General features: G+C 60.2%; 9 protein-coding genes. 6 read left to right on the plus strand and 3 right to left on the minus strand.

The genetic code is table 11. The features are described from left to right. Window positions 1–35: 35 nt before the first annotated feature. Window positions 36–2561 carry a formylglycine-generating enzyme family protein gene (locus PLANPX_RS07395; protein ID WP_152098114.1) on the minus strand — a complete coding sequence of 842 codons (2526 nt, stop codon included), beginning with the start codon at window positions 2559–2561 and terminating at the stop codon, window positions 36–38. 314 nt (window positions 2562–2875) lie between these two features. On the opposite strand from PLANPX_RS07395, the gene PLANPX_RS07400 reads away from it, so the two are divergent. The 4 genes from PLANPX_RS07400 (at window position 2876) to PLANPX_RS07415 (ending at window position 7931) form a co-directional block, all read left to right on the plus strand. Further along, a complete protein-coding gene (locus PLANPX_RS07400; protein WP_152098115.1) occupies window positions 2876–3817 on the plus strand; it encodes a DUF1559 domain-containing protein in 942 nt (313 codons plus the stop codon). Between the two features lie 156 nt (window positions 3818–3973). Beyond that, the gene (locus PLANPX_RS07405; RefSeq protein ID WP_152098116.1) at window positions 3974–4264 is read left to right on the plus strand and encodes a hypothetical protein; all 291 of its coding nucleotides are present in this window, start codon (window positions 3974–3976) and stop codon (window positions 4262–4264) included. A gap of 74 nt (window positions 4265–4338) precedes the next feature. Next, window positions 4339–5124: an ABC transporter ATP-binding protein gene (locus PLANPX_RS07410; RefSeq protein WP_232536319.1), complete on the plus strand. Its 786-nt coding sequence runs from the start codon at window positions 4339–4341 to the stop codon at window positions 5122–5124. Beyond that, window positions 5124–7931, plus strand: a complete 2808-nt coding sequence (locus tag PLANPX_RS07415) for an ABC transporter permease (protein ID WP_152098117.1) — start codon at window positions 5124–5126, stop codon at window positions 7929–7931. The genes PLANPX_RS07410 and PLANPX_RS07415 overlap by 1 nt, the downstream gene beginning before the upstream one ends. 41 nt (window positions 7932–7972) lie before the next feature. Here PLANPX_RS07415 and PLANPX_RS07420 read toward each other — a convergent pair whose 3' ends face one another. Both PLANPX_RS07420 and PLANPX_RS27720 read right to left on the minus strand, forming a co-directional pair. Then, on the minus strand, window positions 7973–8347 hold the full coding sequence (locus PLANPX_RS07420; RefSeq protein WP_152098118.1) for a hypothetical protein: 375 nt from the start codon (window positions 8345–8347) through the stop codon (window positions 7973–7975). Window positions 8348–8520: 173 nt separating this feature from the next. Continuing rightward, a complete protein-coding gene (locus tag PLANPX_RS27720; protein WP_198421854.1) occupies window positions 8521–9045 on the minus strand; it encodes an SAM-dependent DNA methyltransferase in 525 nt (174 codons plus the stop codon). 666 nt (window positions 9046–9711) lie between these two features. On the opposite strand from PLANPX_RS27720, the gene PLANPX_RS07430 reads away from it, so the two are divergent. Together PLANPX_RS07430 and PLANPX_RS07435 are read left to right on the plus strand one after the other, a co-directional pair. Then, window positions 9712–11076, plus strand: a complete 1365-nt coding sequence (locus PLANPX_RS07430; protein WP_152098119.1) for an efflux RND transporter periplasmic adaptor subunit — start codon at window positions 9712–9714, stop codon at window positions 11074–11076. Window positions 11077–11088: 12 nt separating this feature from the next. Continuing rightward, window positions 11089–14514, plus strand: a complete 3426-nt coding sequence (locus PLANPX_RS07435) for an efflux RND transporter permease subunit (RefSeq protein WP_152098120.1) — start codon at window positions 11089–11091, stop codon at window positions 14512–14514. The last annotated feature ends 31 nt before the right edge of the window (window positions 14515–14545 follow it).

The following is a 14545-nucleotide window of genomic DNA, read 5'->3' on the forward strand; positions in this document are numbered from 1 at the left end:
ACATCGCACTAACAAACGAGAGATCTACATGCAGCTCATGCGGTCGTTCGGTTGACGCGACTCGCACGAGCGAACGGTCGTAGGAGAGCTGTTCCGCCGGCGACGATGATCGAAACCAACGGCAGTCCGCTTGGCTCTGGAACCACTGCACCGACGACGGCTGCTGCGGCAGGTGGAGCCAACTGGTAGCTTCGTTGCCATGTAAGAAACGCCTGGCCGTCAAGGTCGATGCCGAAACGAGCCGCCCAACCCAGCGTTGGGTCGGTAAGGTCAGCGCCGTCGACGAAGCCGTCGCCGTTGAAATCGCCTGGCAGCGTTATCGCCGCGAGGTTAACGACGCGAAAACCTTGCCCGACGCTCTGCACCGACGCCGTCGAAGCCGCCCCTCCCATGCTATTGGCGAACGATTCCTCGTTGTGGAACGCCGCGCCGCGGACGCCGCGCACTCCCGCGGGGCTCGTCGACCAAGGCATCAAGTATTGTTCGTGCCATTCGATGACGTTGCCCGCCTGATCGAACGTGCCGTAGTAACTGGGCGACCCCGTGTAGGCGCCGACGTCTGTAAGGTAATCGACTGTCGGTTTGATGTCGGTCCCGCCGGTTCCTTCGCCGGGCGTGAGAGCAAATCCATCGCCGCGGATGTTGGCCGAATTAGGCGTGGCGGAGGGGGGAGCGGAAAGCGGCGTTTGATCGCTTTGCGTCGGATAGAGCCAGTAACCGGGACCGCCCGACTTCTTCGGATCGTAGTAAGCGGCTTTGTACCATTCGTCTTCCGACGGCAGTGCGATCACTGCGCCAGGATTGCGCTCGATCGTTCGCGCATTGCTGGGGGTCGGCGTACCGCCAAGGAGGGTATACGCGCCCGTTTCGGTGTCGGCGTTGCCTTGGCCGTTGTTCAGCCAGTTGATGAATCGCAGCGAATCAAACCAAGAGACGTAGTTAACGGGGTGGTTGCCCGAAGTCGCTTTCGCACTGTACTTGGCGCCCGGCTCACCCGACGCATTGAACAGAATGCCGCCGGTGGCATGCGACGTCATGTTCGCGTTGTAAAGATCGAACGGATTGACGCCCAGCGGATCCTTCGCATTGAGGAACTCGACGTACTGATTGTTGGTGACCTCGTACTTGCCGATACTGTAGAAGTAGTCGACGCCGCCATAGGTGTTGCCGTTCAAGGTAACGGGGCCGTCGTAGTTGCCGACGTCGCCGACCGGCGTCCAGTCGATCGTCACGCCGCTGGCTGGGGCCGCAGCAAGTATCCCGATGGTCGCCGTCGCCCAGGCAATCGACGTGCGGATGCCGCCAATGAGAGCGCGGTGCATAGCAGCTGTGAACCGTCGCCAACCGCGGCGTCCTCCGAGTAGCAACGCCGGTACGATTGCCAGGCTCCACGATTGAGGCTCAGGAACTGTATTTGCCTCAGCCGTGGAAGCGGCCGGTGCCGGACTGCAATTCCGTTGCCAGGCAAGGAAGTCTTCGCCATCCAAGTCGACGCCGAAGCGGGCCTTCCAGCCCATTTCAGGATCGGTGAGATCAAGGCTGTCGACGACGCCGTCCCCGTTGAAGTCGCCAACCAGCGGCTGTAGGCGAATCAAGCGAAAGCCGAGACCCGCTTCCTGAACGTAGGCGTTGGACGCTGCCCAGCCGAGATTGGTCGTCAGATTAGCGCTGTTGTAGAATGAACCTCCCATGTTGCCGCGGACGCCGGCCGAGCCTCCGGGCATATTCATGATCGACTCGTTCCATTCCCAAAGGCTGCCGGCCTGATCGAACGTCCCCATTGCGCTGACCGAAGCCGAATAGGCGCCAACGTCCGTGAGGTAATCAACACCGGCAACAATGTCGGACCCGCTAGAGCCTTGACCAGGCGTCAGCGCGAATCCGTTGCCGATGATGTTGGCGGAGTTCGGGACAGCGGTGGGAAACGACGAAGTTGGCGGAGCGTCGGACTTCGTGGGGTAGGTCCAGTAGCCTGGCTGCCCGCCTTTGTCCGGATCGAAGTACGCGGCCTTGTACCATTCGTCTTCGCTCGGCAACGCGATGAGCGCGCCGCTATTCCGTGTGACCGTCTTGGCGTTTGTCGGCGTGGCTAGTCCTCCTTCGAGGGTGTAGGCGCCCGTCTCAGTATCAGCGTCGCCTTGGCCGTTGTTCAGCCAATTTGCAAATCGCGCCGCATCGAACCACGAAACGAAGTTCACGGGGTGTGACTGGTAGCCGGGCTTCGTTTCGAACTTCGCTCCTAGGGCGGCCGAAGCGTTGAGCAAGATCCCGCCGTTGGCGTCGCTCGCCATACTAGCGTGGTATAGAGACAGCGAGTTCGTTCCGGCGGGGTCCTTCGAGTTCAGAAATTCGGCGTATTGGCCATTCGTCACCTCGAAGCGGCCGATCTCGTAAGCGTAGGCGACGGAACCGAAAACGCGACCGTAAGTTTCCGGGCCGCCGAAGTTGCCAGGGTTGCCTACTGTTACCCAGTGAATGTCGACCGCTTGTGCCGCGCCTCCCGCAATCCAGAAGGTGATCGCGACGATGCTGAACCGCATGCGTCGATCTGAATCCATCATCAGCAGGCTCTAAAAAAAAATTCCGTCGGAGCTGAGCAATTGCTTAGCGGCTTCTCGCAGGTGTGAGCCCAGGCCCCATCAATTTTGCCGTGGCATCATTCGCTTCGTTGGTCGTCACCGACTGCTAACCTAGACGCCGGCGGCCACCAACAAGAAGGGGGCTTATCATACGATGAAAATCCAAGGCCCTACATACGCGCTGCTAAAAGCGACGCGCGCGGCGAAAAAAGCGACACGCTATCATCTCTCGGCCAAAATGGTTCAATTCAACCGTTCCGCGCCATGAGTCGAGCAGCCTTGAGGGGTTCACTCCATTGACGACTATCCGCAATAAACGAGCATTCACGCTGGTCGAACTCCTCGTCGTTATTGCAATTATTGGCGTACTCGTTGCTTTGCTGTTGCCGGCGGTTCAAGCAGCGCGCGAGGCGTCCCGGCGGGCATCTTGCCTCAACAACATGCGGCAGCTGATGCTCGGCTTTCAGAATCATGCTAGCGCTAAGGGGGCTTTCCCGCCGGCACGGATCAATGCCGCCGGGCGGCAACACGGGTGGTTCGTGGATTTGCTTCCCTATCTGGAACAGGCGACGTTGGCCAACGCTTACGACGACACGAAGAATTTCTACGCCCCGGAGAACGAGGCAGCTGGCAACACGCCGCTGCCGATCGCCATTTGCGCCTCGAGTCCGCAAACGCCGACTGATCGAATCAATCCGCTGACAGCAGCAGGGGGAATGCCGTTCAACACAACCGGCTTTGCTGCTGACTACTCCGTTGCGTACTTGCTGGACGCCGCGTCGGCGGTCGCGACCGGCGTGCAATACGGCAGCGACGATCTTCGTCCCGTGCTCTATGGAGGGCCGGGGGAAGACGATCTTCCTCACCCCATGAAATGGGTCACCGACGGTCTATCGTACACGACTCTGATCGTCGAACAGGCGGGGCGCCCGGATCATTACTTGCTTAACGCGAAGCAGTCGACGAACTCGAAGCTGCAATACCCGACATGGTGGATGGCATGGGCTTCGCAGCGCATTTTCGTTTTCCAAGGATACGACGGCAGCGGCCTGACAGCCGGTGCTGCCTGCGCGGTAAACTGCAGCAACAGCCAAGGCATCTACGCCTTCCACCCGAGCGGGGCGAACGTCTCTTTCTGCGACGGCAGCGCTCGCTTCATCTCGCAGGAAATATCAGTACGAACTATGTTCGCCTACATGACGCGGGCGGCGGATGACGGCGTTTACGCCGACGAATAATCGCTCATGAACATGTCTCGTTCGCCACATCGACGGGCGGCATCAGCGTTCGCAATCGTTTGTTGCTTAGCGGCCGCGGGGTGCGGCTCCGCTGCTCCGTCTACTGTTCCAGTAGCAGGGAAGGTGCTCGTCGACGGAAGTCCAGCGAACCGAGCCGTGGTCGGCTTTTACTTGGTTTCTCAACTTCCGGGTCGCACGCCACTAGCGACGGCAATTGTTGAAGCGGATGGTACGTATCGCCCCAGCACCTATGTAAACGGCGACGGCGTTCCGCAAGGCGAATACGTCGTTACCGTTGCGTGGCCTCGTTACGTCGAGTTTGACGGACAGCAAATTGCCAGCGACGATCAGTTGCAGGGTAAATATGCTGATCCCGAAAAATCGACGCTGAGGGTAACTGTCAACGGCACTAGCGGGGAGATCGCGCCCATTGACCTGACACGTTAAACTCCAGCGTTCACTCATACGCGGTTCAATCGTCGCCAACGTTCGTTGCGGCGAAGTCTAGATTTAAGGCCTACATGCTTATGACGCGCGGCGCCGCTCCACTGTTGCGAGTCGAGTCGATAGTCAAACGGTTCCGCCAGGGAGCCGCGACGATCGACGCCCTGCAGGACGCGTCGCTGACGGTCGACGAAGGCGAATTCGTAGCGGTGATGGGCTCCAGCGGCTGCGGCAAGAGCACGCTCATGCACGTGATCGCCGGACTGACTCGGCCCGACTCCGGCCGAGTTTTAATTGGCGACCAAGATCTTTTCTCGCTTTCGGATCGACGACTGACCAAGTTTCGCCACGAGCGCATCGGCTTGGTGTTTCAGGCGTTCAATCTCATCCCCACGCTGACGGCGGAGGCGAATATCGCGCTGCCGCTCTTGGCCGCCGGCCGTTCCAATGCAATGGAGGAGCGGCTGAATGATTTGATCGAGCGAATTGGATTGACCAGTCGCCGCGAGCACCTTCCCGATTCCCTCAGCGGCGGCGAACAGCAGCGCGTCGCCATAGCCAGAGCCATCGTGCAAGATCCGGCTATCGTGCTAGCCGACGAACCGACCGGCAGCCTCGACTCGAATAATGGGCAAGCCGTTTGTCAGTTGCTTTACGAACTATCGCAGGAGCGCCGCCGCACGATCATCGTCGTGACTCACGAGCCGAGCGTCGCCGCCTGGGCCGATCGAGTCGTCGTTATGAAAGATGGTCGTGTGCAAGCGGAATTTGACGCTTCCACGCGATTCGAACCGCAAGAGTTAGCCGCGCGGTATCAAGCGGCGCTTCACGCCCCGACTTCGCTCCCCACCCCGGCCGTTTAATGGGTCTGCTTCGCTCTAACGTGGTTCTCGCGCTGGTAGCCGCTGAATATCGGCGTCGACCGGGGCGGCTCGTCCTTACGACGCTGGCCACCGTCGCAGCGGCGTGCGTCGTCGTGTGGGTTGTCAGCAGCTACGATTCGTTGCTCGTGCACTTCGATAAATTCAGCGACGAGTATCTCGGTAGATATCAGGTCATCGTCGTGCCGGCTCGGCCCAAGGAAACTACGACGTTCGGGCCACGCCAGACTCCCACGTTGCCGATCTCCGCGCTTGATCAAATACGCAGCGACACGGCCGTCGAATCGCTCGATTCGGTGCTTCAAGCCCGCGTGCGAGTGGCTCTGCCGCCCGGCAACCCGGGCGCCGCGAGAGTCAAGCAAGACTCGCTACCGATGCTGGCAGGCAGCGACGCGGCCGCGCCTCCCTATCCGTTATTGAAAGGAGCGTGGATTTCGCCGCAGCGTTCTGCCGAGGGGGCAATCAGCGCCGCTTGCGCCGCCGAGTTGGGGATCGAGATTGGCGACGCGCTGACGATCTCGGATTTCGCCAATGGTACAAAGCGAACGGTAACCATCGTCGGCATCGTCGAACAGCTCGACCGACTTCCGCCGATGAGCCTGAACGCTGAAATGCCGTCGATGCGCCTGGAGGTCTTGCAATATGGACCAGCAGATGCCGTCCTTTACGTTCCGTTGCAGGTTGCAAGAGAAATCCTCGGCAACGACGCGCCCCCTTCCTACGGCGGCATCGTGTTGAAGCCGAACGTCGAACCATCCGAATTCATGCAGCGTTTTGCGGCGGAACATCGGGATTTTTCACAGCAGGCCGAACTCCAAACAGCGGAGCAGATCGACGGCGAACTTCAATCGAGCTTTACTTCCGAGTCGGCGAGAATTCAGTCGTACTCCGCCACGGGGCTGTCGTTGCTGGCGGCGCTGTTCATCATCATGTCGACGTTGAGCATGAGCGTGCAGGAGCGGATTCGACAGTTCGCCATGCTGCGGGCGATCGCGCTGAAGAATTGGCACATCGTAGCGATCGTCGCCCTGGAAGGCGCCCTCCTGGGGCTCATCGGCTGGGGAGGCGGTTTGTTGGCCGGTTGGGGCCTGCTCCAGCTGATGGCATGGCTTCGCCCTGCGCTCTTTCCGGGGGGGGCTTCGCTCGGCAGCTGGTGCGTTCTTCTATCAGGGGCTTGTGCATTAGGCGGCGCGATGCTGGCCTCGCTATACCCCTCGTGGTGCGCGATTTCCGCCACGCCCTTGGAGGGGATGATCCGCCGACCCGCGGCCGCGCCGGCTTACCGCAACGCTCGCTTAGGTTTGCTCGGCGCAGCGCTGATCGCCTTTAACCCTCTCGTGATGTTCTATGCGCCGATTCCCGCTTCCGCCCGCTACGTTACGTTCGCGGCGATTGGTTGCGCAACGACCGCGATTGGATTTCTGCTGATCGCCCCGCTGTTGTTTCGCGTCGTCGAACGAGTCGCCTCGCCGCTTATCGCGTTTTTACTACGCCTCAACCCGCAGCTTCTCGCTACGCAATTAACTGCCAACCTTTGGCGGTCGTTGAGCGTGACGCTCACGCTTTCGGTCGGGTTGGGACTCTTCGTGGCGATGCAGACGTGGGGATATTCGATGTTGGCGCCCTTCATGCCGGGCGAATGGATGCCCGAAGCGCTTGTGATGATTTCTCACGGAGCGACCGACGCACAGCTCGAAGCCTTGGCTGGCGCCGGCGTCGTCCGCGACCTCCTGCCGCTAGCGATCGAGCAGCCCAAATTCGCCGAAGACGTCACAGACGCCAAAACTCGCGCGACGGTCACGCGGCAAGACAACTGCGTTCTCGCCGGCGTCGATGTCGACCGCGCCTTTGGCGGCGACCACCCGCTGCTAAACGTCAGGTTTGTTGACGGTACTCGCGAAGAAGCCGTAGCCAAGCTGAAGTCAGGCCGCTATTGTCTTGTCCCTGATCACTTCGAACGCCAAAGCGGCCTCGGCGTCGGCTCGCAGTTGGAATTGGTTCCTCCCGCCGACCCGGAACGCACCGTCTCCTATGAAATCGCCGGCGTCGTCTCGCTCGAAGGCTGGCATCTGGCGAGCAAAGGCGGCCTGCGCACGAGAAGTCCCCGTTCGGCGGCTATGGTCTTTGCTCCCATCGGCGAAGTTCGTCGCGATTTCGCGATTGGCGATTTGCGATTTTTGTGGGCGAGCGTCGACGGCTCGCAAACGGAAGCGACTCTTGGAAAGGCGCTGTCAGCTGCGCTAAATGCTCCTGCTCAACAAGTTGCCGCCACGGCTTCGGGGGATGCGAAGCCTCAACGGCCAATACAGGCGCGGGTGCAGTTAACGTCGACCTTGCGGGGCATCGTTCAAAAGCATGCCGACGCCATTATCTGGGGCCTCAGCAAACTGCCGCTCATCACGCTGGCCGTTACGTCGCTCGGCGTCGCCAGCGCAGTACTCAGCTCGGTACGTAGCCGCCGCTGGGAACTGGGAGTCTTGCGATCCATTGGCATGACGCGATTCGCGCTGTTGCGATTGATCCTCGCCGAAACGCTGCTAATTAGCCTTGCCGCGTGTTTGTTGAGCCTCGGTTTCGGCGTCGCCGTCGGCTATTGCGGTACAGAAGTTACGCGTTACGTCGACGTCCACGGCGGCTTGAACACAACGCTCGTCATTCCCTGGTTGAAGATTGCCCCCGGCATGCTGGCGGCTGCCCTGCTGTCGATCGCCGCGGCGTTAGGGCCCGCCGTCGTGGCCAGCCGTTGCGAACCCTTGCGGCTGCTTCAGGATGGAAGGGGCGTCGGCTAGGGGCAGGCTCCTCTGCATATCGCCAGCGCATTTCGGGTTGGTCAATCAGCGTCGAAGGACATGTAGTATTCGGGAAGTCTTTCGATGACTGCCTCCGGAAACAATCGCTCTACGCGAGGGCGTTCACGCCGCCATTCGTCGTCGCTACGGCAAGGAACGTAGACCCACGACTGTCCAGTCTCGCCAAAATACCGAAGTAACCCTGGAGCCTTGGTGGGGTAACGCGATGCCTCGGTTCGAACATCTTCGTTCACCGAGTCCAGCACCTTATGCCGCTCGATAAGCCAATGGAGATGGTAGCCCAGAAACAGCACCGCGACGGTCATCGCCGCAAGCAGACCGCGCAGCGAGAAACGAAAAGTTCTCTTCACCCGCGCGGGCAAGTTTCGTGCGCTGTCTCCACTCAAGTCTTCCACCGTGATCCCCGAACTATCTGCGACGCCAACAAGCTCTTATCTTGATGATAGCCGTGGATTTTGAAGCGTGCCGACATCTGCTACCGCCTATCATAGCATCGACTCGACGACAGAAATCGGGAAGCCTAAGGGCGAAGCGGCAGTTGATACTCTTCAGCAACGCCTCGCGGCGGCTATCCTTCGCCATCATCTTCCGCTTCACGCCGAAAGATGGTTCCGAGGGCATGCCGCTGGCCCCGCCGCCAGGTCGTAGATCGACCGGACGGCGCCGGGCATTCGTGACGGCGTCGTCGTCTTCGATGTACAACAGATTCACCATCAGCCGAATGACTTCGCGGGGGGAAGTGCTCGCCGGCGGTCTCGTTGGAGAGTTCCGCGAACTTCCGGATCAGCTCCTCGAACACGGCCCCCATTTGCGCGTTGCTGACAACGTCGGGGTGGAGGTCGATGTTGGCGAACTTCTCGGTCACTAGGTAGAGGAGCCCGGCCTTCGCGAGGCGGTCGATCTGGGGGTGAAACTCGAACGACTCGAAGGTATTGCGAACGGCCGGGGAGAACGCCTGCAGGTAGCTACATGCTCCAGACGATTCGCTCGCGGCCCCTGGAAGCGTTTTTTTCGCATCGGGACATCTACTAGGTGGGTTGGAATAGCAATTCCGATAGTCCGGAAGGAAGCGAAGAGTCGCGGCTTTCTGCACGGCAAGCCCGAGTTGCCCTGTTCTCCAGAACGCCGTAGACTGTGGAAGGTTTCGGCCTTTTGAGATGAGTTATGGTCCGCCGACTAATCACAACATGTGTTTTGATGGGGATGCTCGCCGCCCAGTGGGCGGTCGTTCCCCATTCGCATGGCTCGTCGACCGATCCTTCGCATGACGACTCGCCGCACGTTCACCTCACTTTCGTAGAGCGTGAGCATAGCCACTCTCATCACGAGGGGCACACGCACTGCCATCATGATGCGACGCCTGCTGATCACACCGCCCCTGTTGGGCCCGTGGCAGAGGGCGCCGATCAGCATGATGCAGACGCCGTCTATTTGGCGGGAGGAGATTCCCCGTCCGCTCCAGTTTCGGCGCAGAAGTGCCCCGACCAGTCGCCTACGGCACAACCATACGCATTGGTGGCGAACGTTTGCGACGCCGTTAATTGCTTAACGGCAACTGCGGAAGCGGCGACGACGCCATTCGAGAGCAGGGCCCCTTCGTGCGCTCGTTTTCTCACTCTGCGGACTCTCCGCATCTGAAGCGATTTCGCCGTCCCTTGCGGTGACGGCGGCGGGGGTCTTTCCCGCGTGACGCTTCCTGCTCAACGCATGTAACTGTGCGTTTTCGTTTCGAGTTCATCTTTCGTTTCGTAGGTGCGCAATGGCACTCAAGGCGTTTTACGTCAGCCTCGCCGTCTTACTAGGCATCTCCGGCTGGTGGGGCTGGCGAACGTGGCAAACTTCGACGCAATCGACGGAGGCTCCCGCTGCAGCCACCGTCAAGCCGCCGCTGGGTTCGGTTCCGGTGAGGATCAGCCCGCAAGCTAAGGCGAACATGGGCCTTGTCTCGGCGCCGACTAAACCGGGGACGTACTGGCGAACGGCGGAATTCCCGGCGGTCATCGTCGAGAAACCTGGAATTACGAGTCGCGGCGTCGTCGCCCCCATTGCCGGCGTCGTTTCAAAGATTCACGCATTCCCCGGCGATACCGTAGCCGCCAACGCTCCGCTCGCGACGCTGCGATTGCTGAGCGACTCGGTCTACAGTTCGCAACTTGAACTGTTCAAGGCAACCAAAGATTCGGCGATCACGAAGAGCCAGATCGAACGGTTGTCAGCGGCCGCTGCGTCGGGCGCGTTACCGAAGTCGCGCTTGATTGAACTTGAAAACGAATTGGAGCGGCAGGCAGCGACAATCCAAGCCTACCGGCAAGACCTCGCAGCTCGCGGCGTTGCGGAAGAGCAAATCGACGCGGTCGGCAAAGGCGAATTCCTCACGGAAATGACGGTCTACGCCCCCGCGGCGGACAGTGCAACACAAAGCATCGTAGACCAACGCGAGGTGCCCTTTACGTTCGAGGTTGAGTCGCTAGAAGTTGAACTCGGCCAGCAAGTCGCGGCAGGAGATGTGCTGTTCAAGCTCGCCGACCATAGCCAGTTACTCATCGAAGGGCGCGGCTTCAAAGACGACCTGCCGCTGATCCAGGCCGCTGTGAGCAACGGTTGGAACGCGGAAGTTGATCTGCCCACTTCGCCCGAAGGCGATTGGCCCGAACTGTCGCACGAGTTTCAGATTGACCGCGTCTCGAACTCGATCGACCCGCAAACGCGGACGTTCGGGTTCTTCGTCGCGCTCGGCAATCAGCAACAGGCTTACGCTCGCGATGGCAAGAATCGCGTGATGTGGCGCTTCCGGCCTGGCAGTCAGTTGCGACTACGCGTGCCTGTCGAGAAGTTTGAAAACGTCTTCGTCGTTCCGCAGGCGGCGGTCGTGTGGGAAGGCCCCGAAGCGTTCGTCTTCCAGCAGGACGGGCAGTTCTTCCATCGCCGGCCGGTTCAAGTCTTGCATCAAGACCGCCTCAACGCCGTCGTCGCCGCTGGCGCCGGGATTCGCTCCGGCGACTACCTCGCCCAAGGTTCGGCAGCGTCGCTCAATCGCATCATGAAGTCGCAGGCCCAAGAGGCCAGCGGGGCCCCTCCGGGGATGCACGTTCATCCCGACGGTACGACGCACGCCGCTCACTAGGAAGGCCCAGTCATGCTCAATGCTCTGATTCGATTATCGCTTCGCTACCGGATGTTGGTCGTCGTGCTTTGCATGACGCTGATGTTCTACGGCAGCTACTTGGCGACAACGCTGCCCATCGACGTTTTCCCCGACCTCGATCGCCCTCGCGTCGTCATTTTGACGGAGTGCCCAGGGCTCGCGACCGAGGAAGTCGAAACGCTCGTCACCCAACCGATTGAAATCGCGCTACTCGGAGCAAGCGGCGTTCAAGCTGTGCGCAGCCAGAGCACGGCGGGATTGAACGTCGTCTACATCGAGTTCGATTGGATGACCGACGTTCGTGCCGCACGGCAAACCGTGCAGGAACGGCTGGCGACGCTCACCGGCATTCTGCCGGATGGGATTCGCCCCCAGATGACGCCGACGGCATCGATCATGGGACAGATTATGATCGGCGGCATGTACCGCCAGAAAGGACCGAAGGGCGGCCAGCTTATCCCGCTTCCCGAAGGGGGACTATTGGCAGAAGTAATCGCCGCTCCAGCCGGCGAGCCACAGCTAAACGTCTGGCAGGTCGTCGAACGCAATCAACCCGCGACTTGGAAAGCTGTAGATCTGAAGCAAGTCGAATGGCTTCCGCCGGAGCCGGGCGAGCGCAATCGTCGCGTCAGCATCCACTTGGCGGGCGGCGTCCAAACGATTGCTATTCCCGACGAGCACCAGCAACAAATGGCGTTGCGAACGCTAGCCGACTGGGTGATTCGACCGCGTTTGCTCAAGATACCGGGCATCGCAGAGGTATTCACGCAAGGCGGTGAGCGGAAGCAGTATCAAATTCTCGTGAACCCGACCGCTCTCTTGGAATACGGAGTTTCGCTGCAAGAAGTCGAGCGCGCGCTCCAGGAGAGCAACATCAACACCAGCGGCGGTTTTGCCGTGCAAGGCGAGTCAGAACGCCCGATTCGCATTTTGGGACGACTCGGCCCGCGAGAGTATCGAGTCACGAGCGACTTGAAAATGGTTCCCGTCAAACGAAACGCCTCGCGCCCCGTGCTGTTGCAGGACGTTGCCGAAGTGACCGAAGGGGCCCAGTTCAAACGCGGCGACGGCAGCGTCAACGGCCAACCGGGCGTCGTCTTCACGATCGCCAAGCAGCCGCACGTTGATACGCGCGCGCTTACGAACGAAATCACTGCAGCGCTCGCCGGTGTCGAGCAGTCGTTGCCAGCCGATATCGTCATCAACTCCGAACTATTCCGTCTCAAAAATTTCATCGACCGAGGGATTTTCAACGTCGGCGAGGCACTCGTCATTGGGGCCGTCTTAGTGGTGATTGTGCTGTTTTTGTTCCTGATGAATCTGCGCACAACGTTCATCACGTTGACGGCGATTCCGCTGTCGCTGGTCATTACGACGCTCGTGTTCCGCGTGCTGAGCCAACTTACGGGGGCTCAGCTCTCCATCAATGTCATGACGCTCGGCGGAATTGCCGTCGCGATGGGGGAACTCGTCGACGACGCCATTGTCGACGTGGAAAACATTTTTCGACGGCTGCGCGAAAACAACTCGCTGGAACGACCGCTGCCGGCCATTCGCGTTGTCTACGAAGCCAGCAAAGAAATTCGCAGCGCGATCGTGTTCGGCACGATCGTGGTCATTCTCGTCTTCTTGCCGTTGTTTGCTCTGTCGGGCGTCGAAGGGCGTCTCTTCGCGCCACTGGCCGTCGCTTACATCACCTCCATTCTTGCCTCGCTGCTGGTCTCACTGACGGTGACGCCGGTGCTGAGCTACTACCTGCTTCCCAATTCCCGCGCGGCTCATCGCGAGGGGGACGGGCCGCTTCTGCGAACGTTAAAGACGTTGGCGGCGCCGCTGATTCGCTTCAGCATGGCGCAGCCGACTTTGCTGCTCGTCGTGACGTGGGCGATGGTCGCGGTCGCCGCTTGGCAACTCACCCGGCTCGGCCGAGATTTTCTTCCGCCGTTCGACGAAGGGAGCATCCTCGTCAACGTGACGCTTCCGCCTGGCTCCTCATTGGACGCGTCGAATCAAGTCTCGCAGTTGATTGACGAGGAGTTTCGCGAGCGACAACTCACCTCGGAGAATCCAAACGGTGAGATCGTCCACTTCGTACGCCGCACCGGGCGGGCGGAAATGGATGAGCACGCAGCGCCTGTGAACGCTGGCGAGTACATCCTCAGCATGAACCCAGCGGTGCAGCATAGTCGCGATGAGGTGATCAAAGACCTGCTCGACACGCTTCGCGAGGAAGTTCCTGGCGTGTCGATCGAAGTCGAGCAACCGCTCGCACACTTAATTAGCCACATGGTATCCGGCGTCTACGCTCAGATTGCCATCAAAGTAGTCGGCGACGACCTCGACACGCTGCTCGGAACGGCCGAGCAAATTCGCAGCATCGTCGGCGATATCCCCGGCATCACGCCGCCGGTGATTGAACCGGTTCAGCAGACCGAGGAACTTCACATCGCTCTACGCAGCGACGACTTGGCCAAGTACGGCCTCACGCGTGGCTACGTCGCCCAAGTGCTCGAAACAGCCTTGCAGGGTGATGTCGTGTCGCAAGTGCTCGAAGGCCAACGGCGTTTTGACCTACTCGTTCGCCTCGAAGACGCGGCTCGAACGGACTACACAGCACTCGGCCGACTCCGCATCGAACTGCCGGAAGGAGGCCAAGTCGAGCTTTCAGAACTCGCTGATATCTACTCAGGCGTCGGCCCCAACGCCGTCAATCGAGAGAACGCCCGTCGCCGCATCGTTATTCGCTGCAACACGCAAGACCGCGACTTGGCGAGCGCTGTCGAAGAAATCCAAAAGCGGGTCTCGGCACAAGTCTCGCTGCCCGATGGCTACTTCATCGAGTACGGCGGCCAATTTGAAAGTCAGCAGCACGCGACGCGACTGATCGGCATTCTGGCGATCGTCTCAGCGATCGGCATGTTCGTCGTGCTGATGATTCTATTTCCTTCCGTGCGGATCGTCGGCCAAATCCTCAACGCACTCCCGACGGCCTTTATCGGCGGCGTGCTGGCGCTAGTCCTTACGGGGCAAACGCTCACGGTTGCCAGTCTGGTGGGGTTCATTTCCCTCGGCGGCATCGCCGTGCGGAACGGCATCTTGCTCGTGACTCATTACTTCCACCTCATGAAAGACGAAGGCGAAGCATTCACCGCCGAGATGATTCTCCGTGGCAGCTTAGAGCGACTGGCCCCGGTGTTGATGACGGCGCTCACGGCCGGAATTGGATTGGCGCCGCTGGTGATCGGCGGGCAGGAACCAGGCCGCGAGATTCTGTACCCGGTGGCGACGGTCATTCTAGGTGGACTCGTAACGTCGACGTTCTGCGAGTTTTTAATTCACCCTGGAATCTTTTGGCAGTTCACCGGTAAGGACGCTGACCGGCTCGTGCACGAAGCCAGTCAGAGCGAGGAGTTGTAAGCTCGCCCAACGGACGCGGAAAAACTTTGGA

This window comes from Lacipirellula parvula, from assembly GCF_009177095.1.
GTDB classification, from domain to species: domain Bacteria; phylum Planctomycetota; class Planctomycetia; order Pirellulales; family Lacipirellulaceae; genus Lacipirellula; species Lacipirellula parvula.

Excerpts from the sequence above, each read along its gene's own strand:
- PLANPX_RS07395 (WP_152098114.1), bottom strand. The coding sequence starts at position 2,561 with ATGATGGATTCAGATCGACGCATGCGGTTCAGCATCGTCGCGATCACC.
- PLANPX_RS07410 (WP_232536319.1), top strand. The coding sequence starts at position 4,339 with ATGCTTATGACGCGCGGCGCCGCTCCACTGTTGCGAGTCGAGTCGATA.
- PLANPX_RS07415 (WP_152098117.1), top strand. The coding sequence starts at position 5,124 with ATGGGTCTGCTTCGCTCTAACGTGGTTCTCGCGCTGGTAGCCGCTGAA.
- PLANPX_RS07430 (WP_152098119.1), top strand. The coding sequence starts at position 9,712 with ATGGCACTCAAGGCGTTTTACGTCAGCCTCGCCGTCTTACTAGGCATC.
- PLANPX_RS07435 (WP_152098120.1), top strand. The coding sequence starts at position 11,089 with ATGCTCAATGCTCTGATTCGATTATCGCTTCGCTACCGGATGTTGGTC.